The following is a 23,040-nucleotide window of genomic DNA, read 5'->3' on the forward strand; positions in this document are numbered from 1 at the left end:
CACAGCTATCTCCCAGGTACCACTCAGGCTGGGGAGTAGGCGGTCTGCGCATCCTCGGCAAAATGACACGAGACAGTCTGACCGGACCGGATCTCCCGGAGCTCGGGTACCTCGGTGCTGCACCTGGCCTCGGCCCGCAGGCAGCGGGTGTGGAACCGGCAGCCGGACGGCGGCATCACCGGCGACGGTGGGTCACCGGCCAGCACGATCCGCTGCCGGCCCTGCCGGGCCAGACCGGGCTCGGCGGACAGCAGCGCCTGGGTGTACGGGTGCGCGGGTACGTCGTACACCTGCTGGTGCTCGCCCAGCTCGGCGACCTTGCCGAGGTACATCACCGCGACCCGGTCGGAGACGTGCCGGACCACGGACAGGTCGTGGGCGACGAAGATGATGCTGAGACCGAGCTCACGCTGGAGCCGCATCAGCAGGTTGACGACCTGCGCCTGGACGGACAGGTCGAGGGCGGACACCGGCTCGTCGCAGAGCAGCACGTCCGGGTTCAGCGCGATGGCCCGCGCGATCCCGATCCGCTGGCGCTGACCGCCGGAGAACTGGTGCGGGAACTTGGTCTCGTCCTCCGGCCGCAGGCCGACCAGCTCAAGCAGCTCGCGGACCCGGGTACGGATGTCCAGGTTGCGGGACACGTCCGGGTGGACCTCGAGCGGTTCGGCGACGATCTCACCGACCCGCATCCGCGGGTTCAGGCTGGAGTACGGGTCCTGGAACACCACCTGGACGTTCTGCCGCCACTTGCGCAGCTCCCGGCCCTTGAGCTTGCTGACGTCGACGCCGTTGTATTCGATCTGCCCCGCCGTCGGCTTCTCCAGGGCGGCGAGCAGTCGAACCAGGGTGGACTTCCCGCAGCCGGACTCGCCGACGATGCCGAGCGACTCGCCCTTGCGCAGGGTCAGGTCGACACCATCGACGGCACGGACCAGGGTCTTGGCGCCGAAGTTCAGCGCCGGGCTGATGTCGTAGTGCTTCACGACATTGGTTGCCACGAGCAACTCGTCGGCCATCAGACCGCCTCCTTGTTGGCCGAGATCGTCGTACGCCGGATGCACGCGGCATCACGTCCCGGCGCGACCGTCAGCAGCGGCGGGATCTCGCGGGCGCAGTCGTCGATCGCGATCGGGCACCGGGGCCGGAACGCGCAGCCGGACGGGATCGCCCGTAGCGACGGCGGCGTACCCGGGATCGTCGGCAGCTCCTGGCCCTTCAGGTCCGACGACGGCATCGAGCCCAGCAGCCCTTCGGTATAAGGGTGAACGGGGTGCTCGAGCGCCTCGGCGGTGGCGGCTCGCTCGACGACATGTCCGGCGTACATCACCACGACGTTGTCGGCGACGTCCGAGACCACGCCGAGGTCGTGGGTGATCAGCACGACGCCCATCTCTCGCTCGGCCTGCAGCTCCGCGATCAGCTCGAGGATCTGCGCCTGCACCGTGACGTCGAGCGCGGTGGTGGGCTCGTCGGCGATCAGTACGTCGGGATCGAGCGCGAGCGCCATCGCCAGCATCACCCGCTGCCGCATCCCGCCGGAGAACTCGTGCGGGTAGTCGCGGACCCGGTTCGCCGCGGCCGGGATCCGCACCTGGTCGAGCATCTCCGCGGCCCGTTTCATCGCGTCCCGCTTCGACATCCCGCGGTGCACCCGGTAGCACTCGGCGATCTGGGTGCCGACCGACTGCACCGGGTTCAGCGCGGACAGCGAGTCCTGGAACACCATCGTGATCCGGTCCCCGACGATCTTGCGCCGTTCCTTGGTGGTCATCGCGATCAGATCGGCGCCGCGGTACTCCGCCGTACCCTTCAGGATCCGGCCGGGCGGCATCTCGAGGATCCCGGTCAGCGCCTGCGTCGAGACACTCTTGCCCGACCCGGACTCACCCAGGATCGCCAGCGTCTCCCCCGCCCGCACCTGCCAGGACACCCCATCCACGGCCCGCACCGGCCCCCGCGGAGTGTCGAACTCCACGGTCAGATCATCGACCTTGAGCAGTACTTCGCCAGTAGTCATCGCAGTAGTTTCGGGTCTAGGGCGTCTCTGATGGAGTCGCCGATGATCATGAACGAGATCGTCATGGTGGAGATGAACAGCGCCGGCCAGAGGAACAGGTGCGGCGTTTCCCGGTAGGAAGTCGCGACGCCGAACTGCGATCCCCAGGAGATCGACGGCGGTTGCAGCCCGACCCCGAGGAACGTCAGTACGGCTTCGAGTCCGATCAGGCCGCCGATGCCGAGCGTCGTCATCGCCAGCAGTGGCGCCATCGCGTTCGGGAAGACGTGCTTCCGCAGGATCCTCACCGGCGAGACCCCGATCGACCTCGCCGCCAGCACGTACTCGCGGTTGCGGACCGAGAAAACCGTCGACCGCATCACCCGCATACCCTGCGGCCAGCCGGTCACCATGATGATCGCGACAATGATCCAGATACTCCGGTTCGGCACCGAGTTCAGGATCACGATCAGCGCGATCAGGCCGGGCAGCGCGAACAGTACGTCGGCCACCCGCGAGATGACCGTGTCCACCTTGCCCGGGAAGTAGCCGGCCAGCAGCCCGAGCAGACCGGCGACGAGGAAGCCGCCGACCCCCGCGACGAGACTGACCAGGACCGACGGCCGGGCGCCGTAGATCACGTTCGCGAAGTAGTCGCAGCCCTGGATGTCGAAGCCGAACGGATGCCCGGGCTGGTGGCCTTGCTGACTCTTGCCCAGCTCGCAGAACCGCGGATCCGTCCGCGTGAACACCTTCGGCACCGCCGCCATCAGGAAGAAGGTCAGCACCAGGAGCAGGCAGATGTCGAACTGCGGCTTGCGCAGCAACGCCCGGAGCAGCTCCCGGTTCGACAGGGTCCCGCCTTCGAGGTCCTGCGACTCGGCCCCGAAGACCTGTTGGGTCTCAGACATTGCGCACCCTCGGATCGATCGCGCCGTACACGATGTCGACTATCAGATTGATCACGATGAACATCAGGAAGGCCAGCGTCGACAGCAGCACCACGACTCCGCCTTCCTTGAGCTTGATCGCCTGGAACATGAACTGGCCCAGGCCGGGCAGGTTGAAGATGCTCTCCGCCAGCACCGCGCCGCCGAAGATGCCGGCGAAGTCGATGCCCATCAGCGTGACCACCGGCAGGAGTGCGTTCGGCAGCACGTGCCGCCAGAGGATCCGCTGCTCCCCCAGGCCCTTGGCCCGGGCCGTCTTCACGAAGTCGGAGTTCACCGTGTCGACGATCGACGTCCGGGTCAGCCGGGCCAGCCCGGCGAACCCGCTGATGCCGATACAGAGCGCCGGCAGCAGGTACGACATCGGCCAGCCGTCCCGGGCACCGGAGACCGGCAGCCATTTCAGCTCGACGCCGAACACGTACTGCCCGGTGAAGTACAGCACCAGTCCGGGCACCGCGAGTACGACGAGTGTTGCCAGCAGCAACATTCGGTCGACCACGCCGTTACGCCGGAACCCGGCGTACAGACCGAACAGCAGACCGGCGATCCACTGGAACACCAGGCTCATCGTGGCCAGCTTCAGCGTGACCGGGATCCGGAGCCTGAGCTGGTCGGCGATGTCGGCGCCGGCGAACGTGGTCCCGAAATGCCCGGTGAGGATGTCCTTCATGCTCAGCAGGTACTGGACGATGAAGGGATCGTCGAGGTGGAACTGTGCGCGTTTGGCCGCCAGCACGGCGGCCGGGATGGGTTTGTCGCCGGCCAGTTCACGCAGGGGGTCTCCGGGCATCGCGAAAACGAGCGCGTAGACCCCCAGCGTGACGACCAGCCCGATCGGGATCGCCGCCAGCACTCGGCGGAGGATGAAACGGATCACTTGAAGGTGGCCCAGAGTGCCGAGACACCGACGTACTTCGACACCCGCGGCTCGATCTTGTCCGAGTGCAGGTACGCGTTCGACTTGGTGTACAGCGGGATCAGCGGCATGTCCTCGAGCGCGATGTCCTCGGCCTGCTGGTACAGCTTGATCGCCTTGTCCGGGTCCGGCTCGGCGTCGCCCTTGGCCAGCACGGCATCCAGCGCCGGGTTGCTGTAATGGGCGAAGTTCGCGTCACCGTTGGACTTGAACATCGGCGTCAGGTAGTCCTCGATCGACGGGTAGTCGTGACCCCAGCCGGAGAACCGCAGGCCGTCCAGCTTGTGGCTGTCGGCCAGCTCGGTGATCTCCGAGCTCTGCTTGCCGGTGTACTTCACCTGCAGGCCGAGGTTCTGCCGGAGCATGTTGCCGATCGCCTCGGCGAAGATCTGCCCGGTCGCCGAGGTGGTGCTGTAGTTGATGTTCACCGGGCCGGAGAAGCCGCCCGCCTCCGCGAGCAGCTGCTTGGCCTTGGTCGCGTCGAAGTCGCAGTACTTGCAGGCGTCGGCGCGGTAGCCGTTCATGTCCGGCGCGATCAGGCCCTTGGCCGGGTCGGACAGGCCGACCAGGTCGGCGAAGGCCTTCCGGTCGATCGCCTCCGAGAACGCGTGCCGCAGCTTCGGGTTCTTGAACCGCGGGTCCCAGGCCGGGATCACCAGGTAGTTCGCGCCGGAGCTGACGCTGGTCACCCACTGGTCGGGCGCGTCGGTCTTGAAGCTCTTCACCTTGGTCGACGGCACGTCGGTGAAGTCCACGTTGCCGGCCAGGAACTCGTTGTACGCCGTGTCCGCGTTCGGGATGAACCGGTAGGTGATCGAGTCGGCCTCGGGCGCGTCCGACGCCTTGTAGCCGTCCCACTTGGCCAGCTTGAGGTCGTCGCCGGCGTTCCAGGCGGCGGCCAGCTTGTACGGGCCGTTGCCGATCGGCTTGCGCTTGTAGGCATCCGGGTTCTTCCGGACCTCCTCCGGCAGCGGGGCCAGGCCGAGGTACTGCAGGGTCAGCCCGAACTGCGAGAACGGGACCTTGAGCTTGACCGTGAAGGTCAGGTTGTCGACCAGCTTCAAGCCGCTCAGCGTCTTCACAGCGGTCGGCTTCGGCGTGGCGCCGTCCGGGGTGGGCGGGTTCAGCGCGTCGTACCCGTCGACCTTGGAGAAGAAGCCGTTGTTCTTCCAGGCGTTCGAGCCCTCGGCGGTCATGTTCCAGCTGTCCACGTAGTCCTTGGCGGTCACCGGCTGGCCGTTCTGGAACGTGTTGCCGGGCTTCAGCTTGACCGTCCAGGTCTGGCTGGTCTTGTCCGGCGTGACCGAGTCGGCCATCACGTTCAGCAGCTTGCCGGTGTTCGGATCGGTGGTCACGAGCGGCGCGAAGATCGCCATCGAGACCCCGATGCCGGCCGTGCCGTTGTCGTTCAGCGGGTTGATGTACTCCGGCGGGTCGGCGGCGACGGCGATGACCTCGCTCTTGCTGCCCGAGCTGCCGCTGCCACCACTGCTGCTCTTGCCGTCACCACAGGAGGCGAGCACCAGCGCTAGGCCGAGTGCTACCCCCACAACTCCAGACAGACGTCGCACGGTCGAACCAACTTCCTCGGCGGGAGGGCCGCTAGGCGGGCGGATCAAGCGTCATGGTTGCTGGTCGAAACTGCGCATGTCAACGTTGTCAGCTACATTGCGGCGGCGCGTAACGCAGGCGTTACTTTGCCAAGACCTCTGACGACCAGCCCTGACTTTTGGAGGGAACCCTCACTTAATCAGATCAGTCCACCATAGTCATCAGATGACACGGCAGATCCCAGCAATTGGCCATGTGCTCACAAATGCGCACTCGGTGCTGCGCCGGCGACTGCGCTGAGTGTTCGGGTCCTTACTCTTGCTGTGCCGCGAAGAGTCTGGCGAAGCGGCCGGTTGGTTGGGACATCAGGGCTGAGTAGGTGCCTTGCTGGACTACTGCGCCGTCGTCGATGACGTAGATGCGGTCCATTTCGCGGAGGGTCCAGGCTCGGTGGGAGACGACGATGGTGACGCGGTCGGCGCTGGTACGGCGCAGGTCGGCGAAGATCTCGCGTTCCGCCTCGGCGTCGATGGCTGACGTCGGTTCGTCGAGGATCCAGACGCCGGCGTTACGGAGCCGGATCCGAGCCAGCGCGAGCCGCTGCCACTGGCCGCCGGAGATCCCGGTCCCGCCCCACTGCTGACCCAACTGGGTGTCGAGCGGCAGATCCGCGGCGAACGTATCGGCGAGCGCAGTACGAACCTCCTCGTCCGCGGCAACCCCAGGCGAGCCAAGACCGACAGCATCACGCAAGGTGAACTCGAACCGCCCAAACTCCTGCACCAGCAGCCCGAAATGGCCAAGCCGCTCCGCCTCAGTCAGCCGCGCCGCATCGCGCCCGTCGATCAGGACCCGCCCACAGTCCGGACTGAGGCTGCCGACGAGCAGACTGACCGCAGTCGACTTGCCGGCGCCATTCAGGCCGACCAGCGCGACGAGCTCACCCCGCCGCGCGGTGATGCAGATGTTCCGTACGGCGGCGGTGGATGCACCCGGGTAGCTGAAGCTGACGTTGTCGAGGGCAACCGAATCCACGCGCGACACCACCGTCTGCGGCTCCCCCGCCGGCACCGAGCGGACGAACCGCCGGTACACCTGGGCCTGCGGCGCAACCGTGATGATGGTCCCGAACGCGTAGCCGCATTGACGGATCGCATTCAGGCCGGAGATCGTTCCGGCCACCGCGGCGGCCGCTGCTCCCCCACCCGCTCCGCCGGTCACCAGCGCGATCAACGCGCCACCGAAGAGCATCGCAGTCGCGAGTGCGGCGGCCAGCTCGAGGTTCATCGCCGTACGGATCATCCCATCGAGGACCCGGGTCGCCTTCGCCCGGCGATCCGCGATCAGGTCGGCCACCTTCGGGCCGGAGCCGAGGACGGCTAGTTCGGTGCCGGAGCGTTGCTGGATCAGCTGTTCGGTCGCGTACGCCGCTCGCCGGTCGTGTACTGCGACCTTCGGCCAGCCCGTCGACTCCATCCGGGAGATCAGCGTGAACGCGAGGACCGTCGGTACCAAGGCGGCCAGCACCAGCAGGCCCGACAGCGGGTTGATCGACCAGATCGCGGCGCACAGTACGACGGAGGTGACGGCAGCGCCCGGCACCTGCACGGGCCTGATGGCCATGTCGCTCATCGGCTGGGTCGCGTTCTGACTGGCCTCCAGATCGGTGACCACCTCGGCATCGGCGAGTCGGCTCGGACTCAGCCGGGCCGCGGTCCGCGCGAGCTCGACGCGGTAGTGCAACCGGAGCCGCAACATCATCAGCTGGCCGGCGATGTTCGTCACCTGCGCCAGCGGATACATCGCCCCGACCACGACAGTCAGGCCGAGCAGTTCGCTCCAGGCGTTCCCGCCGGAGTTGAGACGGTCGATCAGGCCCTCGATCAGGACGACCTGCGCCGCAGGCAAGACCGCCTGGACCAGGACCAGGATGGCGCAGAGCAACAGCCAGCCCGGCGTGACCCGGACGGCGTCGGACAGCGATTCGCGGGCGGTACGGAAGGCAGCGCGGAGCGGAGACAGCACGAGGATCCTCTTTTACGCATGAGCAGGCCGGAGCTGCGCTGGTGAATTCAGCGCGCCCTCACCGGCCGTCAAATGCGTGCCATCCCTGAATCGAGCCCCGCCCGTTCAGATGGGATCCAGTGGCAGATCACGTGGTGACGTTTACGAACCCCAACCTACCGGGGCGGGAGGAGCTGTGTCACGAGGGCGTCCGCGGTCCACTGCTCCCAGCGGGACGGGGACCAGCCTCGGCGGGTGGTGAAGAACTGGTACATCTCCGGGCTTTGCAACGCGAGCGCGACATCGGTCGCCATCGCGACGTCGAGCCCGTCCCGCAACGGCGTCTTGGCGGCGAGCGCCGTGATCATTCGCTCCATCGCAACAGCGCGCTGGGCGTTGTTGGTCATCCAGAGCTCATGGATCTCGGGATCGCCCGGCGCCGCATGCGCGACCACCTGGAGAACCGGCGCGACCCGCTCGTAGATCTCCCGGGCGATCGCCGCCAGCTCGTGCAGCTGCGCCACCGGATCCGGATCGTCGATGGCGGCCAGCACCCGCGGCCGCTCCAGCGTCGGGACCGGCTCGTCGTCACCGGCGACCGCGATGTCGAGCAACTCGCCGAGCAGCGCGCGTTTGGTGCCGAACGTGAAGTACAGGGTCTGCACCGCCATCCCGGCCTCGTCGGCGATCGCCTGCATCGACGTGGCGGAGTACCCCCGGCTGCTGAACAGGGTCTGCGCGGCCGTCCGCATCCGCTGCCGGTTGGCCTGCGCCTTCTCCGCTCTCACGTTCATGACCGCCAGGTTACCAGTTGACTAGAGCGAGTCACTAGTGATTCGCTAGAGGCACACTCTAGTGAAACCCGGGGTCCATCATGACCGAGACTCTTCCGGCGCCGACCGGCCTGCGCCGGCAACTGCGCACCACCGCACGACTGACCGCGTTCATCGGTGGGCCGGTGTTCTGGCTCGGGACGCTGTTGCATCCGGCCCGGGACGGCTGGAGCATCGCCGCCGTCGGTGAGCGCTACGGGCTGACGCATGACATCCAGGCAGCCGGCCTGGCGCTGCAGATCGTCTGCCTGGCCAGCATGATTGCGCTGGGCAACCAAATCACCCGGCGCCGCGACCTCGGAGCCTGGTACGCCGCAATGGTCGGCACCCTGCTCTGGTTCGCGTTGATCATCTTCGACGGCTCGCACAACCCGGTGCGGGCGGAGTACGCGCCGAGCATGGTGCACGAACCCGCGGATCTCGACACACCCGCGGCACTGATCGTGTTCCCGGCGTTGCTGATCTTCCCGCTGAGTTATCTCTGGCTCGGTTGGACGCTGCGGCAACGGCTGACCGGCGTACTGCTCGGTGTCGGCGCTCTCGCCTACACGATCGGTGGCCTGTTCATCTTCACGTCAGGCCCGCGGTTCGGCCTGATCCAGATCTTCGAACTCGCCGGCGCGACGCTGTACGCCGTCGGCTACATCCTCCTCGGGCGGCGCGCATGAACCTCATCGAGTCCCTACTGTCGCCGGCCGGTCGCGCCGACCCGTTCCCGTTGTACGCCGAGGCGCACCGGCTCGGTCCGGTGCTGCCGATCACGGACAGCGCGTTCCTGGTCGTGGGGTACGCGGCCAGCAACGAAGTACTGCGGAACCCGGGCTTCCGGATCCCCACAAATCCCTCGAGCCAACCGTCGCTGGAGCTGATGCAGCGATCGATCCTTCGCGCCAACCCGCCAGACCACGGCCGGATGCGGTCGCTCATCTCTCAGGTCTTCACGCCCCGCCGCGTCGCCGCATTGCAGCCCGCCATCGAAGCCGCAGTCGACGGCCTGATCGACGGTCTCCCGGCGGAGGTCGACTTCATGGACCGGTTCGCCTTCCAGCTACCGGTGACGGTCATCTGCGAGCTTCTCGGCGTACCCGCATCCGAGCGGGATCGCTTCCGGCCGCTCGCATCCGACCTCACGGCGGCGCTCGAACTCACCGATACCTCCGACGGGTCCGCGGACGCGGCTGCGCGTGAGCTCGGCGAGTACTTCGCCCACCTGATCCGCAATCCAGCCGCCGATGGCCTGGTCAGTGCACTTGTCGCCGCGCGTGATGCCGGCGACGGGCGACTGTCCGACGAGGAGCTGCTCGGCAACCTCATCCTGCTCCTGGTCGCCGGCTTCGAGACCACCACGGATCTGCTTGGCAACGGCTTGGCGATCCTGCTCGACCGGCCAGAGCTCACCTCGACCGCTCGGAGCGACCCTGCGGCCTTTGTCGAGGAGGTACTGCGGTACGACTCCCCCGTGCAGCTGACGACTCGGGTTGCGCACACGGAGGGGCTGTCGGCAGGCGGCGTCCCGATGCCCGCCGGCAGCGACCTGATCCTGCTGCTCGGAGCGGCGAACCGTGATCCGGCGCGGTTCCCGCGGCCCGACGAGTTCGATCCGGCGCGGACCGACAACAAGCCACTGAGCTTCGGCGCCGGCGCTCACATCTGCCTGGGCAACAGCCTGGCCAGGCTCGAAGGCACCATCGCGTTCACTCGCCTGGTCGAGCGCTACTCATCGATCACGGCTGAAGGACAAGCCGCCCGCCGCGACCGGCTCGTCCTCCGCGGCTACCGAACCCTGCCGGTCCGGCTCACTGCGGCGGGATGCCACCCGGGTGCTACAGCGTGAAGGCGGTGGTGTTCTCGTCGAAGGGGCCCATCACGGTGAGGGCGGGGGTGCCGCCGTACAGGTCGGCGGCCAGGCGGGCGACGTCGTCGAGGGTGACCGAGTCGATGCGGTGCAGGATGTCGTCGACCGTCGGCAGCTCGCCGTACACGAGCTCCGCCTTCGCGATCCGGGTCATCTTGGCGCCGGTGTCCTCGAGCCCCATCACGACCGAGCCACGCATCTGACCCTTACCACGCAAGAGTTCGTCCGGCGTGATGTTGCCTCCGGCAATCGACTCGAGCTCGGCCCGGATCACGTCCAGGACCTCAGGAGCCTTCTTCGGCAGGCAGCCGGCGTACACCCCGACCATGCCGGCATCGGCGTACGCCGAACCGAACGTGAACACCGAGTACGCCAGCCCACGCTTCTCGCGGACCTCCTGGAACAGCCGCGACGACATCCCGCCACCGACGATCCCGTGCAGTACGCCGGCCACGTACCGGCGCTCGTCGTCACGCACCAGCCCCGGCATCCCGAGCACCAGATGCGCCTGCTCGACATCCCGGTGATGGACCTGCACCCCGCTGTACGTCGGAACCGGCTTGCCGCCACGTCGTACCGGCGAGGGTGTGGCTTCCTCGGTGACCCAATGGCGCTCGAACGCCTTACGAACAAGGCGCACGACGTCAGCGTGGTCGACGTTGCCGGCCACCGAGACGACGATGTTGGAAGGCTTGTAGCGACGGCGGTACCAGCCCACGACTTGTTGGCGGGACAGTCCGGCGACGGATTCCGGCGTACCGGTGATGGAACGGCCGAGCGGGGACTTGCCCCAGAGTTGCTCGGCGAAGAGGTCGTGGATGTGGTCCGACGTCTCGTCGGCGTGCATCGCGATCTCTTCGTCGATGACGTCGCGTTCACTCTCGACGTCCGCCGGAGTCAGCGTGGCGGAGGTGATCATGTCGCAGATGACGTCGACCGCGAGCGGCAGGTCGGAGTCGAGCACCCGCGCGTAGTAGCAGGTGTACTCCTTGCCGGTGAACGCGTTCATCTCGCCGCCGACCGCGTCGATGGCGGCGGAGATCTCCAGCGCGTCGCGGCGCTCGGTGCCCTTGAACAGCAGGTGCTCGAGGAAGTGCGTGGCGCCGGCCAGCTGCTCCGGCTCGTCGCGGGAGCCGACGCCGACCCACACGCCGAACGTGACCGAGCGGAAGCCCGGCACCGACTGGGAGAGCACGCGAAGCCCGGAGGGCAGGACGGTCCGTTTGACCGGACCGCCCGCCTCCGGGCTCAGCAGCGTGCTGGTGGTTGCTCGAATCACTCGGCGGACTCGGCAGCCTTCTCTTCAGCCTTGTTGTCGTCCGAACCCTCGATGACCGGGATCAGCGACAGCTTGCCGCGGTCGTCGATCTCGGCGATCTCGACCTGCAGCTTCTGGCCGACCGACAGCACGTCCTCGACTGCCTCGACCCGCTTGCCACCGGCCAGCGGACGCAGCTTCGAGATGTGCAGCAGGCCGTCCTTGCCCGGCAGCAGGCTGATGAACGCACCGAAGTTGGTCGTCTTCACGACCGTGCCCAGGTAGCGCTCACCCTTCTCCGGCATGGTCGGGTTCGCGATCGCGTTGATCGCGGCCCGGGCCGCCTCGGCCGACGGACCGTCGGTCGCGCCGATGTAGACGGTGCCGTCGTCCTCGATCGAGATGTCGGCGCCGGTGTCCTCGGTGATCTGGTTGATCATCTTGCCCTTCGGCCCGATGACCTCGCCGATCTTGTCGACCGGGACCTTCACCGAGATGACCCGCGGCGCGAACTCGCTCATCTCACCCGGCGCGTCGATGGCCTTGGCCATCACGTCCAGGATCGTCAGGCGGGCGTCCTTGGCCTGGGTCAGCGCACCGGCCAGCACGCTGGCCGGGATGCCGTCCAGCTTGGTGTCCAGCTGCAGGGCGGTGACGAAGTCCTTCGTACCGGCGACCTTGAAGTCCATGTCGCCGAACGCGTCCTCCGCGCCCAGGATGTCGGTCAGCGCGACGTACTCCGTCTTGCCGTCGATCTCGCCCGAGATCAGACCCATCGCGATACCGGCGACCGGGGCCTTCAGCGGCACACCGGCCGACAGCAGCGACAGCGTCGAGGCGCAGACCGAACCCATCGAGGTCGAGCCGTTCGAACCGAGCGCCTCGGACACCTGACGCAGCGCGTACGGGAAGTCCTCGCGCGACGGCAGCACCGGCACCAGGGCCCGCTCGGCCAGCGCGCCGTGACCGATCTCGCGGCGCTTCGGCGAACCCACCCGGCCGGTCTCACCGGTCGAGTACGGCGGGAAGTTGTAGTTGTGCATGTAGCGCTTGCGCGTCTCCGGGGAGAGCGTGTCCAGCTGCTGCTCCATCCGGAGCATGTTCAGCGTGGTGACACCCAGGATCTGGGTCTCGCCGCGCTCGAACAGCGCCGAACCGTGCACTCGCGGCAGCACCCGCACCTGGGCCTTGAGCGGCCGGATCTCGGCCAGACCGCGACCGTCCATCCGGACCTTCTCGGTCAGCACGCGGTTGCGGACGAGCTTCTTGGTGAGCGAGCGGAACGCTGCGGACAGCTCCTTCTCGCGACCCTCGAAGTCAGCGGCCAGCTTGGCCACCACGGCGGCCTTGACGGCGTCGGTGGCGTCGTCGCGGTCGTGCTTGCCGGTGATGGCGAGGGCCTGGGTCAGCTCCGCGGTCGCGGCCGCCTCGACGGCGGCGAACGCGTCGTCCTGGTAGTCCGGGAAGACCGGGAACTCACCGGTCGGCTTGGACACCTTGGCGGCCAGCTCGGACTGCGCCTCGACCAGCGTCTTGATGAACGCCTTCGAAGCCTCGAGGCCCTGGGCCACGATCTCCTCGGTCGGCGCCTGCTTGCCGGCCGCGACGGCCTCGAACGTGCCCGGGGTGGACTCCGCCTCGACCATCATGATCGCGACGTCACCGGTCTCGGTGACGCGACCCGCGACCACCATGTCGAAGACGGCGTCCTCGAGCTCGGTGTGGGTCGGGAACGCGACCCACTGCTTGTCGATCAGCGCGACGCGGGTGGCGCCGATCGGGCCCGAGAACGGCAGCCCGGCGATCTGGGTGGACATCGACGCGGCGTTGATCGCCAGCACGTCGTACAGCTTGTCCGGGTTCAGCGCCAGGACGGTGATGACGACCTGGATCTCGTTCCGCAGGCCGGACACGAACGACGGCCGCAGCGGGCGGTCGATCAGCCGGCAGGTCAGGATGGCCTCCTCGGACGGGCGGCCCTCCCGGCGGAAGAACGAGCCCGGGATGCGGCCCGCGGCGTACATCCGCTCCTCGACGTCCACCGTCAACGGGAAGAAGTCGAACTGGTCCTTGGGCTTCTTGCTGGCCGTGGTGGCCGAGAGCACCATCGTGTCGCCGTCGAGGTAGGCGGCGGCGGAACCGGCGGCCTGCTGGGCCAGACGGCCCGACTCGAAGCGGATGGTGCGGGTGCCGAAGCTGCCGTTGTCGATCACGGCTTCGGCGAATTCTGCGCCCTCCATGGGCGCGTTTGTGGATCCCGACACGGGATACCCCTCTCTAGCAGTGTGACGACTGCGAGGCGCGAGCTTCCGGGGTGCCGGTCTTCGATCGAGGCCCGCGGAATCCTGTTCCAACTGTGTGGAATTTCCGAAGGCCACTACCGAGGACCGGTCGTCTCCCGCCACGCGCTTCGCGTCGCCTCGTACGTCGTGCTTCTGTATTCAGTTGTAGGCCCCGCGCTCCCGTCTTATCAGGGCGCGGATACGCCAGGAGCGGCCACCCGGGATTCGGGGGCCGCTCCTCGCGACGTCATCGGCGAAGGCCGAGCCGCTCGATCAAGGACCGGTAGCGGTTGATGTCCTTCTTCGCCAGGTAGTTCAGCAGCCGGCGGCGCTGGCCGACGAGCAGCAGCAGGCCACGACGGCTGTGGTGGTCGTGCTTGTGCTCCTTCAGGTGCTCGGTGAGGTGCGCGATGCGGTGCGTCAGCAGCGCAACCTGGACCTCGGGGGACCCGGTGTCACCCTCGGTCAGGGCGTACTCCGCCATGATCGTCTTCTTCGTTGCGGCATCAACAGATGACACAGGTTTCCTCTCGATTTCCGTTGCGCGGCGCACCGGGGCTTTCTTCACCCGAGCACTATCTGTCCGCGGCCGTTCAGACGGCAGCAGCCAGAGTATCAGTCCGTGGACGCGTCACCCTAATTGCGGGTAAGCAAGCCACGAGCGCCGTCGACGTCCGCTTTCATCTGCACGAGCAGCTCGTCGATGCTGTCGAAACGGATCTGAGTCCCCCGCAGCCGGGCGACGAAGTCGATCGCCACCGTCGCGCCGTACAGCTCGAGATCGTCGCGATCCAGCACGTACGACTCGACCCGGCGGTCCACGCCGTCGAAGGTCGGATTGCTGCCGACGCTGATCGCGGCCGGCAGCGGATCTGGGTACGCCGGAGCGCCGGGCGCCGGCGTGATCACGGTCAGCCACCCGGCGTACACCCCGTCCTGCGGCACCGCGGCGCCCGGGTCGGCGGGGATGTTGGCGGTCGGGTAGCCGAGCTCGCGGCCGCGTTTGTCGCCCTCGACGACCACTCCGGTGACCCGGAACGGTCGGCCCAGGGCCTCGGCAGCCGCCTCGACGTCACCGTCGGCGAGCCGCTCGCGCACGTACGTCGACGACCAGGGCTGCGCGTCGCCGGCCAGGCTCAGGCCCTCGACCTGGAAGCCGTACTGCGCACCTGCCTGGACCAGCGTGTCGACGTGCCCGGCCGCCTTGTGGCCGAAGCGGAAGTTCTCGCCGACGACGACTGCCTTCGCGTGCAGCGCGGTGACCAGGACCCGATCGATGAACTCCTCCGGCGACCAGCCCGACACCTCCTTGGTGAACGGGAGGATCAGCACCGCGTCCGCGCCGTACCGGCCGAGCACCTCGGCCCGCTGCTCGGGCTCGCTCAGCATCAGCGGCGCGTGATCCGGCCGCAGCACCCGCATCGGGTGCGGGTCGAAGGTCAGCGCGACCACCGGCAGGCCGCCCAGCTCGGCCGCGCGCGCCCTGGCGTGCGCGAGTACCTCCTGGTGACCGCGGTGTACGCCGTCGAAGTTGCCGATCGTGACGACCGTCGGCCCGAGATCCGGGCTCACCTGGTCCAATCCGTGCCAGACACGCATGACAGCAGGATTCCATGTCGCGGATGGATTCCCTGCACCAGGTCCACCATCACCCCTTGTGATCATGCAGTAACTCAACTTAGGGTGGGGCCGCACTGCTGAGCCCTTGGGGAGGTCTGGTGAAGCTCCGCCGTCTGGTCGCCGCCTGCGCGACGATGGTCCTGCTTGGCGGCTTGCCCGCTGCCAACGCCGCTGCCGCGCCGACAGTGACGCCACGTTTCGAGAACTACGTCGCGCTCGGCGACTCGTACACCTCGGCGCCGTTCGTGCCGCTGGCGGACCTGCTGTCGCTCGGTTGCGCCCGGTCGTACAGCAACTATCCGAAGCAGCTCGCGGCCAAGCTGCACGTGCGTCGCCTCAACGACGTGAGTTGCGGCGGTGCCGACACGACCAATATGACCCAGCCGCAGAGCACAGTCCTCGGTACGGCGGCGCCGCAGTTCGACGCGCTCACGCCGGACACGGACCTGGTCACGGTCGGCATCGGCGGGAACGACTTCGGCGTGTTCGGCAGCATCATCGACACCTGCCCTGGCCTGCGGGCCTCGGACCCGACCGGAGCGCCGTGCAAGGCGCACTTCACCGTCGACGGGGTCGACACGCTCAAGGCGAAGATCGCCCAGACCCAGACCCGGATCGCGATCGTTGTCCAGGGCATCAAGGCACGGTCGCCGAAGGCAACGATCGTGCTGGTCGGCTACCCGAAGATCGCGCCGGAGCACGGCACCTGCCCGTCGATTCTGCCGTTCGCGGACGGTGACTACTCCTACCTGTACTCGATCGAGCAGGCGCTCAACGCGGCCGTGTCCAACGCGGCCGCGGCGGGCGGAGCGACGTACGTCGACACCTTCGGGCCGTCGACCGGGCACGACGCCTGTGCGCCGGACGGGCAGGCGTGGATCCAGGGCAAGGACATCAACCTGCTCCGGGCCATCAGCTACCACCCGCGCTACGAAGGCGAAGCCGGGATGGCGTCGCTGACCTACAAGACGCTGACTGGTGCGCCGGCCACGGTGACCGCGACCGAGCAGTCCGCCTGGGCTGCGAAGGCGCGCACCCTGGCCAAGCAAGCAGCTGCATCACCCCAGGCCCTCGAGGCCTCCCTGAACCGCGTACGGACCAGCGCGCAACGCTGACCCTTTCCAATCCGTACTGCGGACTCCGGGCCGGGCCACCTCACGCGTGGCTCGGCCCGGTGGTTTCTCGCAGCAGTTCGGTCAGCGCCTGACCGAGCGGCAGATTGACCCGGTACGTCGCGTACGGATCGCCGCGGGTCAGTCCCTGGTTGATGATCAGCACCGGCGTACCGGCCTTGGCGGCGTGGCGGACGAAGCGGAAGCCGGACATGACGGTGAGGGACGAGCCGAGGACGAGTACGGCGTTCGCGTCGTCGATCAGTGAGTAGCAGCGCTCGACGCGGTTCCTCGGCACGTTCTCGCCGAAGTAGACGACGTCGGGCTTGAGGATTCCGCCGCAGACCGTGCACGGGACGACGACGAAGGTCCGGACGACATCGTCCGGGAGCTCGACATCGCCGTCCGGATTGATCCGGGTCGCCTCGGCCGTGAACGCCTGGTTGGCTTCGCGCAACCGACGGTCGAGGACCTCGCGGGCTGACGTTGTACCGCAGTTCAGGCAGATAACGCGGTCGAGGTTGCCGTGCAGTTCGATCACGTCGCGAGCGCCGGCGGCCTGGTGCAGACCGTCGACGTTCTGGGTAATGACGCCGCTCAGGAAGCCTCGCGCTTGAAGGGCCGCCACGGCACGGTGGCCTTCGTTCGGCTCCGCGCGGGCGATCGTCCGCCACCCGAGGTGGCTGCGGGCCCAGTACCGTTGCCGGCCCGCCTCGCTGGCCACGAAGTCGCCGTACGTCATCGGAGTGTGGGTCCGGAGACTGCCCGTCTCGCCGCGGTAGTCCGGAATCCCCGACTCGGTGGAGATCCCCGCCCCACTCAGTACGACGACTCCCCCGCCGGCGACCACGTCCGCGACCGGCCCGACGTCCGTCGTACCCGGCTCGAGTGCCAGCACCTCAGGCCCAGGGGCCCACTGCAGAGTCGGACGGGAACGCACCCCTCCAGCGTACGTGCTCAGTCGATCCGGGGTGGGCCGGCTTGGAGGCGGCGTTCGGCGGCTCGGCGAACGACGGTCCGGTCCATCGACGACCAGTCCGCGTCGATCCACCACGTGGCGCCCGCCTCGGCCCACGGACGGACAGCGTCCACGGCGGCGGGATCGTCGGCGGCGGTCGTGCCCTCGGCAACCACGTCGTACCCGTCCATCGTCAGGCCGTGCGCGAGGCGTTCCTTCCGGATCCAGTCGAGGCCTTGGGCGACGACGTCAGGTGTCACCTCGCCGTCACCGACATACGCCGGCAGCCATCCGTCCTGCAACGCCGCTCGTCGCATCGACTTCGGTCGCGGCCACCCACCGACCACCCAGGTCGGAACCCGCGGCTGCTGCACCGGAGGCGGCGGCGCCGGCGGCATCAGCTCGGCGATCTTCCTCGACCGGTAGTGCGTCCCGGTGAACTCGAACGGCTCGTCCCGCCAGAGGTGCGACAGCATCTCCAACGACTCGTCCATGAGCTCCGCGCGCACCTTCCGGCCCGGATCCTCCTCGAACAACCAGAACCGCTCGTCGCCCGTCACGCCCAGCCCGACCGACAGGATCACCCGCCCACCGCTCAGGTTGTCCACCGTCGAAACCTGCCCCGCCACATCCCACGGCTTCCGGCGCGGGAGCGGCGTCAGCATCGTCCCGAGCCGGATCCGCTCGGTCGTCATCGCCGCGGCTCCGAGCATCACCCAGGCGTCGATCCCCCAGATCGACTCCCACACGAAGAAACCGTCCCACCCGTGCTGCTCGGCGACGGGCGCCAACTCAGCCGCGTCCCGAGCATCGCCGTACGCCATCACGAACCCGTATTTCATGCTTCAGCACGCTACGCCGAAGCACCGACAGTTCTCAGCTCACGAAGACCGCAGTGGGTTTGGCCAGCGGGCCGTGGGGTTCGTAGAGGGCCAGGAAGGTGCCGTCCGGGTCGAACATCGCGGTCTGGCCGGGGGCCAGATTGAGGCCCGGGAGGGGCCGTCCGGTGCGGATCGCGGCTGCCTGGGTGTCGTCGGCGTCGTACCGCGGGAAGGTGCCGGCGGCAACGTCCGCGATCGGGAGCCAGTCGAAGGACTGGGCCAGCGACTCCAGCGAATGCGCGGCGGACAGGTCGAAGGACCCGACCCGGGTACGGCGGAGTGCGGTCAGGTGGCCGCCGACGCCGAGGTCGGCACCGAGGTCCCGGGCCAGCGCGCGGATGTAGGTGCCGCTCGAACAGTCCACCGAGACGTCGACGGAGATCCCGTCGGCGTCCGGCCGTACGTCGAGGACGTCGTACCGGGAGACCGTGACCGTCCGCGCCTTGAGCGCGACTTCTTCCCCCGCCCGGACGCGTTCGTACGCGCGCCGTCCGTCGACCTTGATCGCCGAAACCTTCGACGGCACCTGCGAGATCTCGCCGCGGTACCCCTCGACGGCCGCCGAAATCGCCTCGGAGGTCACTCCGTCGACAGGAGCCGTGGACACGATCTCGCCCTCGGCGTCATCGGTCGTTGTCGATGCGCCGAGCCGGATCGTGGCGTCGTACGACTTGTCCGCCAGCTGCAGGTGACCGAGCAGCCGGGTCGCCCGATTGATGCCGACGACGAGTACGCCGGTCGCCATCGGGTCGAGCGTGCCGGCGTGCCCGACCTTCCGGGTGCCGGCCAGCCGACGAATCCTGGCGACCACCGTGTGCGAGGTCATGCCGTCAGGCTTGTCCACCACGACGATCCCGTCCGAGGACGAGGTGAACGGCGGCGGAGAGACAGCCTGAGACGTGATGTGGTCCGTGCCGCTCAACGGAGTACTCAGTCCTCGTCGTCCTCGTCGTCGTCCTTGTGCTTGTACGGATCGGCGTCACCGGCCGGCTTCGCACCGGCGGCGGCCTTGGCCACCTCGGCGTCGGCCATCCGCGCCTTCTCCAGCAGTTCCTCGATCTGGCCGGCGTTCTCCGGCACGGCGTCCAGGAAGAACGCCACGCTCGGGGCATGACGCAACCCGAGCGCCTTGCCGACCTCGCTCCGGATCAGACCACGCGCCGACTCCAGCGCCGCCGCGGTGGACGCGCGCTCCTGCTCGTCGCCGTACACGGTGTAGAAGACGCTGGCCTCGCGCAGGTCACCGGTCAGCCGGGCGTCCGTCACGGTGACGAAACCCAGCCGCGGGTCCTTGACCCGGCGCTCGAGCAGCTCCGCGACGAGTACCTGGATCCGGTCGGCCAGCTGCTTCGCCCTTGCTTCACCCATCAGGGCTCACTCCCTCATTCATGAGTACGTCCGGGGAGAACATCGTCTCCCCGGACGCTACTCCGACGGTCCGGGCGCCCCGTTCAAGGGCCGCCCGGCCGTCACCGAACCATCAGCTGCGCGGCTTCTCGCGGAGCTCGAACGCCTCGACGACGTCGCCGATCTTGATGTCGTTGAAGTTGTTGATGGTCAGACCACACTCGAAGCCCTCGCGGACCTCGGAGGCGTCGTCCTTGAACCTCTTCAGCGACGACAGCTCGGTGTTGTCGACGACCACCGCTCCGTCCCGGATCAACCGGACCTTCGCGTTGCGCTTCAACAGGCCGCTGGTCACCCAGCAACCGGCGATGTTGCCCACCTTCGAGGACCGGAAGATCTCCCGGATCTCGGCCTGGCCGAGCGTGACCTCCTCGTAGATCGGCTTGAGCATGCCCTTCAGGGCGGCCTCGATGTCGTCGATCGCCGAGTAGATGACCGAGTAGTACCGGACATCCACGCCCTCGCGCTCGGCCAGGTCACCGGCCTTGCCCGCCGGCCGCACGTTGAAGCCGATGATGACGGCGTTCGACGCGATGGCCAGGTTGACGTCGTTCTCGTTGATCGCACCGACACCGCGGTCGATGATCCGCAGGTTCACCTCGTCGCCGACCTCGATCCGGACCAGCGCGTCTTCCAGCGCCTCGACCGAACCGGACACGTCGCCCTTGAGGATCAGCAGCAGCTCCTGGGCCACACCCTTCTCCATCGAGGCCATGAAGTCCTCGAGGGTACGACGGGCGCGACGCTTGGCGTTCGCGGCCGCACGGGCACGCGCTTCCCGCCGCTCGGCGATCTGCCGTGCCATCCGGTCGTCGTCGACCACCAGGAACTTGTCACCCGCACCTGGTACGGCGGTCAGACCGAGCACCAGCACCGGACGCGACGGCGTCGCCTCCTCGACCGGGTCACCGTGCTCGTCGAGCATGGCCCGGACCCGGCCGTACGCCGGTCCCGCCACCATCGAGTCGCCGACCCGCAGCGTGCCGCGCTGAACCAGCACGGTCGCCACCGGACCACGGCCCTTGTCGAGGTTGGCCTCGATCGCGATGCCCTCGGCGTGCATGTTCGGGTTGGCCCGCAGGTCGAGTGCCGCGTCCGCGGTCAGTACGACGCCTTCGAGCAGCCCGTCGATGTTGATCCGGGACTTCGCCGAGACGTCGACGAACATCGTGTCGCCGCCGTACTCCTCGGGCACCAGGCCGTACTCGGTCAGCTGACCGCGCACCTTGGCCGGATCCGCGGACGGTACGTCGATCTTGTTCACCGCGACCACGATCGGGACGTTCGCCGCCCGGGCGTGGTTCAGTGCCTCGATCGTCTGCGGCATCACGCCGTCGTCGGCCGCGACCACCAGGATGACGATGTCGGTGGCCTGCGCACCACGGGCACGCATGGCGGTGAACGCCTCGTGACCCGGGGTGTCGACGAAGGTGATCGCCCGCTCCTGGCCGTCGACCTCGGTCGTGACCTGGTACGCACCGATGTGCTGGGTGATACCGCCGGCTTCCTTGGCAACGACGTTCGCCATCCGGATCGCGTCCAGCAGCTTGGTCTTACCGTGGTCGACGTGACCCATCACGGTCACCACCGGCGGCCGCGACACCAGATCGCCCTCGTCGCCTTCGTCGTTGCCGAAGTCGATGTCGAACGACTGGAGCAGCTCGCGGTCCTCGTCCTCCGGCGACACGAGCTGTACGTCGTAGTTCAGCTCGGTCCCCAGCAGCTCGAGGGTCTCCTCGTTCACCGACTGGGTCGCGGTCACCATCTCGCCGAGGTGGAACAGCACCTGGACCAGCGATGCCGGGTCGACGCCGACCTTCTCGGCGAAGTCCGTCAGCGACGCGCCACGGGCCAGCTTCACAACCTCGCCGTCACCGTGCTTGACGCGGACGCCGCCGACCGCCGGGGCCTGCATGTTGTCGAATTCCTGGCGCTTGGCCCGCTTCGACTTGCGACCACGACGGGCCGGGCCACCCGGACGCCCGAAGGCACCCTGTGTCCCGCCACGACCACGGTTGCCCGGACCCGGACGGCCACCGCCGCCACCGGGCGGGCCGCTCGGGCCGCCGCCACCGGGACGGAAGCCACCGCCGCCGCCACCGCCGCCACTGCGCGGACCGGCACCCGGTCCACCCGAACCGCCGCCTGGGCGACCACGGCCACCGCCGCCACCGCCACCAGGACCGCCGCCACCGGGTCCGGACGGACGACCGGTGAACGTGCCTGCGGACGACTTCGGCATCATCGCCGGGTTGGGGCGCGGTGCACCCGGCACGCCACCCTGGCGCGGCCGGTCACTGCCACCGCGGTCACCGCGGTCGCGGTCGTTGCCGCCACGGCCCTGCGGCGGACGCGGCGCCATACCGGCCGGGCTCGGCGCAGGCCGGTCGGAACCGCCGCCACCCTGGCCCGGACGTGCGCCACCGCGCTGCATGCCCTGGGTCGAACTGAACGGGTTGTTGCCCGGACGCGGCGAACCGGGACGGCCGCCGCCTTGACCACCCTGACGCGGCGCACCGGGGCGCGGAGCACCCGGACGCGGCGCACCCGGACGCGGGCCGGAGCCCTGCTGGCCACCCGGACGCGAACCTGCACCCGGCTGGGGGGCCGGACGCGGACCTGGCCGGACGGAACTGTCGCCGCCCGATCGCCGCGGCGCGGGCGCCTCTGACGCAGCCGGTGCAGAGGACGCAGCCGGGGCCGCCTTCGCGGCCGGGGCCTCGAACGACGGAGTCGCCGGGGACGCCGGCGCCTCGGCAGGGGTCTCCACCTTCGCCGCCGGAGCGGACTCGACCGGAGCAGCCTCGACCGGTGCGGTCTCAGCCGGTGCGGTCTCAGCCGGAGCGGTGTCGCGACGCGGACCCGGCTTCGGGCCCGGACGCGGACCAGGCTTGACGCCCGGCGCCGGAGCGGCCTTCGCCGGAGCGGAGTCGGCCGTCGTGTCGGCCCTCGTGTCAGCCGTCGTGTCAGCCCTAGTCACTGGTGCTTCGGCAACCGGAGCAGGCGTCGCCTCCGCGGCCGGCGCCGGGGCAGGCGTGCGCTCAGCCGGAGCCTTCGGCGTGGCCGGCTGTGCTGGTTTCTGAGCCGGGCTCGCAGGGGCGACCGGTGCGGTCGCCTGCGGCGCGGCAGACGTGCTGGCAGCGGCCTTCTTGGCCGTGCGCTTCTTCGGCGGGTTCTTCTCGAACTCCTCCGCCAACCGTCGGACGACGGGTGCCTCGATCGTCGAGGACGCCGATCGGACGAACTCTCCCATGTCGTTCAGCCTGGTCAGAACGACCTTGCTGGTAACTCCGAGCTCTTTCGCGAGCTCGTAGACCCGGACCTTTGCCACTACTCTCCCTCTGGTCCGAGCCTGGGGCGCGGACCGTTAGTTGACGTACATGCTCATCGCATTGCACTCATCGTTCGACA

The 23,040-nt window shown here is 68.4% G+C and carries 19 protein-coding genes; 3 read left to right on the forward strand and 16 right to left on the reverse strand.

Annotated features, from left to right (window positions below):
- Positions 1–23 precede the first annotated feature (23 nt).
- The 7 genes from EV650_RS10335 to EV650_RS10365 all read right to left on the reverse strand — a co-directional run bounded on the left by EV650_RS10335 (position 24) and on the right by EV650_RS10365 (position 8,217).
- Entirely contained in the window at positions 24–1,019 is a 996-nt protein-coding gene (locus EV650_RS10335) for an ABC transporter ATP-binding protein (RefSeq protein WP_134117673.1), read from the reverse strand.
- Positions 1,019–2,020, reverse strand: coding sequence for an ABC transporter ATP-binding protein (locus EV650_RS10340; protein WP_134117675.1), 1,002 nt, complete (start codon positions 2,018–2,020; stop codon positions 1,019–1,021). The genes EV650_RS10335 and EV650_RS10340 overlap by 1 nt, the downstream gene beginning before the upstream one ends.
- Positions 2,017–2,910, reverse strand: coding sequence for an ABC transporter permease (locus EV650_RS10345; protein ID WP_134117677.1), 894 nt, complete (start codon positions 2,908–2,910; stop codon positions 2,017–2,019). Before EV650_RS10345 ends, EV650_RS10340 begins: the two co-directional genes overlap by 4 nt.
- On the reverse strand, positions 2,903–3,829 hold the full coding sequence (locus tag EV650_RS10350; RefSeq protein ID WP_134117679.1) for an ABC transporter permease: 927 nt from the start codon (positions 3,827–3,829) through the stop codon (positions 2,903–2,905). Before EV650_RS10350 ends, EV650_RS10345 begins: the two co-directional genes overlap by 8 nt.
- Complete coding sequence (locus EV650_RS10355) at positions 3,826–5,418, reverse strand: peptide ABC transporter substrate-binding protein (protein ID WP_238174126.1); 1,593 nt, start codon at positions 5,416–5,418, stop codon at positions 3,826–3,828. Before EV650_RS10355 ends, EV650_RS10350 begins: the two co-directional genes overlap by 4 nt.
- A 313-nt stretch (positions 5,419–5,731) precedes the next feature.
- Positions 5,732–7,444, reverse strand: coding sequence for an ATP-binding cassette domain-containing protein (locus EV650_RS10360; protein WP_238174127.1), 1,713 nt, complete (start codon positions 7,442–7,444; stop codon positions 5,732–5,734).
- Positions 7,445–7,599: 155 nt separating this feature from the next.
- On the reverse strand, positions 7,600–8,217 hold the full coding sequence (locus EV650_RS10365) for a TetR/AcrR family transcriptional regulator (protein ID WP_202874446.1): 618 nt from the start codon (positions 8,215–8,217) through the stop codon (positions 7,600–7,602).
- An 80-nt stretch (positions 8,218–8,297) separates the two neighbouring features.
- On the opposite strand from EV650_RS10365, the gene EV650_RS10370 reads away from it, so the two are divergent.
- Together EV650_RS10370 and EV650_RS10375 are read left to right on the forward strand one after the other, a co-directional pair.
- A complete protein-coding gene (locus EV650_RS10370; RefSeq protein ID WP_134117685.1) occupies positions 8,298–8,924 on the forward strand; it encodes a hypothetical protein in 627 nt (208 codons plus the stop codon).
- Positions 8,921–10,090 carry a cytochrome P450 gene (locus EV650_RS10375; RefSeq protein ID WP_134117687.1) on the forward strand — a complete coding sequence of 390 codons (1,170 nt, stop codon included), beginning with the start codon at positions 8,921–8,923 and terminating at the stop codon, positions 10,088–10,090. The genes EV650_RS10370 and EV650_RS10375 overlap by 4 nt, the downstream gene beginning before the upstream one ends.
- On the opposite strand, the gene EV650_RS10380 is transcribed toward EV650_RS10375, so the two are convergent.
- From EV650_RS10380 to EV650_RS10395, 4 genes are all read right to left on the reverse strand, one after another.
- Positions 10,080–11,390 (reverse strand): M16 family metallopeptidase, encoded by a 1,311-nt coding sequence (locus tag EV650_RS10380; protein ID WP_134117689.1) that lies wholly within the window; start codon positions 11,388–11,390, stop codon positions 10,080–10,082. The genes EV650_RS10375 and EV650_RS10380 overlap by 11 nt on opposite strands.
- A complete protein-coding gene (locus EV650_RS10385; RefSeq protein WP_134117691.1) occupies positions 11,387–13,609 on the reverse strand; it encodes a polyribonucleotide nucleotidyltransferase in 2,223 nt (740 codons plus the stop codon). The genes EV650_RS10380 and EV650_RS10385 overlap by 4 nt, the downstream gene beginning before the upstream one ends.
- 289 nt (positions 13,610–13,898) lie before the next feature.
- Positions 13,899–14,171 (reverse strand): 30S ribosomal protein S15, encoded by a 273-nt coding sequence (rpsO, locus tag EV650_RS10390; RefSeq protein WP_134117693.1) that lies wholly within the window; start codon positions 14,169–14,171, stop codon positions 13,899–13,901.
- A gap of 116 nt (positions 14,172–14,287) precedes the next feature.
- On the reverse strand, positions 14,288–15,250 hold the full coding sequence (locus EV650_RS10395) for a bifunctional riboflavin kinase/FAD synthetase (protein WP_134117696.1): 963 nt from the start codon (positions 15,248–15,250) through the stop codon (positions 14,288–14,290).
- A gap of 119 nt (positions 15,251–15,369) precedes the next feature.
- Between EV650_RS10395 and EV650_RS10400 the strand changes: the two genes are divergently transcribed.
- Positions 15,370–16,386, forward strand: a complete 1,017-nt coding sequence (locus EV650_RS10400) for an SGNH/GDSL hydrolase family protein (protein ID WP_238174128.1) — start codon at positions 15,370–15,372, stop codon at positions 16,384–16,386.
- Positions 16,387–16,426: 40 nt separating this feature from the next.
- Here EV650_RS10400 and EV650_RS10405 read toward each other — a convergent pair whose 3' ends face one another.
- The 5 genes from EV650_RS10405 to infB all read right to left on the reverse strand — a co-directional run bounded on the left by EV650_RS10405 (position 16,427) and on the right by infB (position 22,960).
- The gene (locus EV650_RS10405) at positions 16,427–17,323 is read right to left on the reverse strand and encodes an NAD-dependent protein deacetylase (protein WP_202874447.1); all 897 of its coding nucleotides are present in this window, start codon (positions 17,321–17,323) and stop codon (positions 16,427–16,429) included.
- Positions 17,324–17,340: 17 nt separating this feature from the next.
- Positions 17,341–18,183 (reverse strand): LLM class flavin-dependent oxidoreductase, encoded by an 843-nt coding sequence (locus EV650_RS10410; RefSeq protein ID WP_134117698.1) that lies wholly within the window; start codon positions 18,181–18,183, stop codon positions 17,341–17,343.
- Positions 18,184–18,217: 34 nt separating this feature from the next.
- Positions 18,218–19,144, reverse strand: coding sequence for a tRNA pseudouridine(55) synthase TruB (gene truB, locus EV650_RS10415; RefSeq protein ID WP_439648769.1), 927 nt, complete (start codon positions 19,142–19,144; stop codon positions 18,218–18,220).
- 8 nt (positions 19,145–19,152) lie between these two features.
- Positions 19,153–19,590: a 30S ribosome-binding factor RbfA gene (gene rbfA / locus EV650_RS10420; protein WP_202874448.1), complete on the reverse strand. Its 438-nt coding sequence runs from the start codon at positions 19,588–19,590 to the stop codon at positions 19,153–19,155.
- 112 nt (positions 19,591–19,702) lie between these two features.
- Positions 19,703–22,960 carry a translation initiation factor IF-2 gene (gene infB, locus EV650_RS10425; RefSeq protein ID WP_134117702.1) on the reverse strand — a complete coding sequence of 1,086 codons (3,258 nt, stop codon included), beginning with the start codon at positions 22,958–22,960 and terminating at the stop codon, positions 19,703–19,705.
- Between the last annotated feature and the right edge of the window lie 80 nt (positions 22,961–23,040).

Source organism: Kribbella kalugense, from assembly GCF_004365875.1.
GTDB classification, from domain to species: domain Bacteria; phylum Actinomycetota; class Actinomycetes; order Propionibacteriales; family Kribbellaceae; genus Kribbella; species Kribbella kalugense.

Coding starts and splice junctions, on each gene's coding strand:
- EV650_RS10335 (WP_134117673.1), bottom strand. CDS start 1,019: ATGGCCGACGAGTTGCTCGTGGCAACCAATGTCGTGAAGCACTACGAC.
- EV650_RS10365 (WP_202874446.1), bottom strand. CDS start 8,217: ATGAACGTGAGAGCGGAGAAGGCGCAGGCCAACCGGCAGCGGATGCGG.
- EV650_RS10410 (WP_134117698.1), bottom strand. CDS start 18,183: ATGAAATACGGGTTCGTGATGGCGTACGGCGATGCTCGGGACGCGGCT.
- EV650_RS10345 (WP_134117677.1), bottom strand. CDS start 2,910: ATGTCTGAGACCCAACAGGTCTTCGGGGCCGAGTCGCAGGACCTCGAA.
- rbfA (WP_202874448.1), bottom strand. CDS start 19,590: ATGGGTGAAGCAAGGGCGAAGCAGCTGGCCGACCGGATCCAGGTACTC.
- EV650_RS10370 (WP_134117685.1), top strand. CDS start 8,298: ATGACCGAGACTCTTCCGGCGCCGACCGGCCTGCGCCGGCAACTGCGC.
- EV650_RS10395 (WP_134117696.1), bottom strand. CDS start 15,250: ATGCGTGTCTGGCACGGATTGGACCAGGTGAGCCCGGATCTCGGGCCG.
- EV650_RS10385 (WP_134117691.1), bottom strand. CDS start 13,609: ATGGAGGGCGCAGAATTCGCCGAAGCCGTGATCGACAACGGCAGCTTC.
- EV650_RS10375 (WP_134117687.1), top strand. CDS start 8,921: ATGAACCTCATCGAGTCCCTACTGTCGCCGGCCGGTCGCGCCGACCCG.
- EV650_RS10340 (WP_134117675.1), bottom strand. CDS start 2,020: ATGACTACTGGCGAAGTACTGCTCAAGGTCGATGATCTGACCGTGGAG.